Annotated in this window: 3 protein-coding genes; all 3 read left to right on the forward strand. The window is 36.2% G+C overall.

Annotated elements, in window-relative coordinates; all coding sequences use genetic code 11:
• The first annotated feature begins 113 nt into the window (after window positions 1–113).
• Genes rsmH through ftsI form a run of 3 tightly spaced genes read left to right on the forward strand, consistent with a single transcriptional unit; the run spans window position 114 to window position 3,196 of the window.
• Window positions 114–1,064, forward strand: a complete 951-nt coding sequence (gene rsmH, locus CEX73_RS02680; protein WP_438819077.1) for a 16S rRNA (cytosine(1402)-N(4))-methyltransferase RsmH — start codon at window positions 114–116, stop codon at window positions 1,062–1,064.
• Window positions 1,065–1,080: 16 nt separating this feature from the next.
• A complete protein-coding gene (gene ftsL, locus CEX73_RS02685) occupies window positions 1,081–1,404 on the forward strand; it encodes a cell division protein FtsL (RefSeq protein ID WP_101627049.1) in 324 nt (107 codons plus the stop codon).
• Between the two features lie 49 nt (window positions 1,405–1,453).
• Entirely contained in the window at window positions 1,454–3,196 is a 1,743-nt protein-coding gene (ftsI, locus tag CEX73_RS02690) for a peptidoglycan glycosyltransferase FtsI (protein ID WP_101627050.1), read from the forward strand.
• The last annotated feature ends 34 nt before the right edge of the window (window positions 3,197–3,230 follow it).

Consider the following 3,230-nt stretch of genomic DNA (forward strand, 5'->3'; position numbering starts at 1 on the left):
TTTTTCACATAGCTAGATATTGATCTATTATCTAGTTATAAATCAATGTTTGATATAATCATAATTATTGTGTCATGTCTTTTGTCTAACACAGTTATAATAATATGATAACTATATCACATATAAAAAATAAGCATATTCCTGTATTACTAAACGAAGCCGTAAAAGTTCTTAATATTAGAGCAGATGGTATATATATAGACGGAACTTTCGGCCGTGGTGGTCATTCACATCTCATTTTATCTCAATTAGGTAAAAAAGGACGACTACTAGCGATTGATCGTGATCCAGCAGCAATAGCTATAGGTCGAGCGATTAATGATGAACGTTTTACTATTGTGCACAAAAATTTTTCTACTATAACTCAATATATCACAGAACTAAATTTACTAGGACGTATAGATGGTATTTTGCTAGATCTTGGTGTTTCTTCACCGCAAATCGAAGATCCAGAACGCGGTTTTTCGTTTATGCGCGACGGACCACTAGATATGCGCATGGATACAACCTGCGGGAGATCAGCCACCGAGTGGTTAGCGCAAGCTTCAGCAAAAGATATTGCCTGGGTGTTACAAACTTTCGGGGAAGAAAAGTTCGCAAAGCGTATTGGCCAAGCTATTTTTGCACAAAATCGTCAGCGGCTGATAACTCGTACTAGTGAACTTGCTGAGCTAATAGCTAAGTTAAGTCCATGTCGTTATAAACATAAACATCCAGCTACTCGTAGCTTCCAGGCTATTAGGATATATATCAATAACGAACTAAATGAGATTGAACTAGCACTGAACTGTGCGCTCTACGTACTAGCAGCACGAGGAAAGTTGGTAGTGATAAGTTTTCATTCCCTTGAGGATAAATTAGTCAAAAATTTTATTCGTAAAAATAGTAAAGTACCGCCGTTGCTAGCAGGTATTGCATTGACTGAAAAACAGATCGCGGAGTGGTATAACAATAGTTACCAATTGAAGTTAAAATCATTAGGAAAAATACAGCCATCGGTACAAGAAATAAGAGAAAATCCGCGTGCACGTAGTGCTGTGCTTCGCTTTGCTGAAAAGCTGTAGATGAGAAGCTCTATACATGATAAGTAACGAAAAATACCATTTAATAAAGATTATTAGTAGTGATTTGTTGCAAAATGGAAAGTTATCAGTGATTTTGCTTATAGCAGTGCTATTATCAGCAATAATGGTAATTACCATTACACATCATACTCGTCGATTGACGACTGAGCATGAAAATATTGGGTTAGAAAACGATATTTTAGATATCGAGTGGCGTAATTTGATTCTTGAAGAGAACGTATTAGGGGATCATAGCCGTATAGAGTTTATTGCGAGAGAAATATTACAAATGCAGCATGTAGATCCTTTACAAGAAAAATTTATTATTTTAATTAATTAAAAAATTATTAAGATACACAGTATTTTACTAAAACAAATTTGCATATATTATGATACCCAAACGCCAAGATATAAAGACTAGCTTTGTTAGCTGGCGTTTTACCTTACTATGTAGTTGTATAATAATCGCTGTATCAGTTGTATTAATAAGGTTGTCGTATCTACAAATCATTAATTATAAACAATTAGTGCACGAAGGAGATATGCGATCACTGCGTATTCAAAAAATACCAACTATTCGTGGTATAATAAGCGATCGGTCCGGGCGTCCTCTGGCAGTAAGTATTCCAGTAAACGCTATTTGGGCTGATCCTAAAGAAATTAAAAATCATGGTGGTATTACTGCGGAAAGCCGTTGGAAAGCGCTTTCTGATGTACTATCCATCCCACTAAATCAGCTTAATTCACGCATTAATACTAATTCTAACATACGTTTTGTTTATTTAGCACGTCATGTTAATTCAACCATTAGTGATTATATTTATCAGCTTAAACTACCTGGTATTTATCTGCGCCAAGAGTCACGTCGTTATTATCCTTCCGGATCAGTTACCGCGCATGTGATAGGAGTGACAGATATAGATAGCCAAGGGCTAGAAGGTATCGAGAAAAGTTTTGACCGATGGTTAACTGGTCAGCCCGGAAAACGTATAGTACGTAAAGATAGATTTGGTAGGATTATCGAAAATATCTCTTCAATTAAGAGCCAGGCTGCGCATAACCTTGCACTTAGCATCGATGAAAAATTACAAGCATTGGTATATCGTGAACTAAACAGTGCCGTAGTTTTGAATAAAGCTACATCTGGTACCGCTGTATTAGTAGACATTAATACCGGTGAAGTTCTTGCGATGGCTAATAGTCCTTCTTATAATCCCAATAACTTAACAAACACTACCACGGACTTAATGCGTAACCGCGCAATTACTGATCTATTTGAACCTGGTTCAACGGTCAAACCAATGGTTGTTATGACAGCATTACAGCATGGAATAGTAACAAAAAATAGTGTATTAAATACTCTACCTTATATGATACATAATCATAAGATTAAAGATGTAGTACACTATAATAAATTAAACCTGACAGAAATATTACAGAAATCTAGTAACATTGGTATTTCTAAACTTGCATTAGCTATGCCATCTAGCGCTCTGTTAGATACTTATTATCGTTTTGGTTTGGGTAAATTAACTCATATTGGACTAGTAGGAGAAAGTGGTGGTTTATATCCTAAGAAAAATCGTTTGTCTAAAATTGAGACAGCTGCATTTTCTTATGGTTATGGATTGATGGTTACGCCACTACAATTAGCAAGAGTTTATGCTACTATTGGTAGTATGGGTATTTTACGTCCACTATCTATCATCAAAACTGACATACCAGTTCCAGGCGAAAGAATCTTTCCTGAATCACTAGTGCGTACAGTGGTACATATGATGGAAAGTGTTGCGTTACCTGGAGGGGGAGGTTTTAAAGCTGCTATTAAAGGTTATCGTATTGCGATTAAGACTGGAACAGCAAAAAAAGTTGGGCTAGAGAAAAGATATATCAATAAATATATTGCTTATACTGCAGGAGTTGCTCCTGCAAGCAATCCTCGTTTTGCATTAGTTGTCGTCATTAATGATCCACATGGTAGTCAATACTATGGAGGCGCAGTTTCGGCACCAGTTTTCGGTTCAATTATGAGTCTAGTTTTGCGTACGATGAATATCGTACCTGATGCTTTATCGCCGATCGATCAAATAATTTATAAGTTTCATCATTGTAAAGATGCATCAGGTGACTGATATGAATTTGCGTGATCTGCTTATGCCATGGGTC

It is taken from the genome of Candidatus Palibaumannia cicadellinicola (assembly GCF_002855795.1).
In the GTDB taxonomy this organism is placed as follows: domain Bacteria; phylum Pseudomonadota; class Gammaproteobacteria; order Enterobacterales; family Enterobacteriaceae; genus Baumannia; species Baumannia cicadellinicola_C.

Bases quoted from the DNA above. Each gene is read 5' to 3' on its own strand.
- ftsL (WP_101627049.1), top strand. From the start codon at position 1,081: ATGATAAGTAACGAAAAATACCATTTAATAAAGATTATTAGTAGTGAT.
- ftsI (WP_101627050.1), top strand. From the start codon at position 1,454: ATGATACCCAAACGCCAAGATATAAAGACTAGCTTTGTTAGCTGGCGT.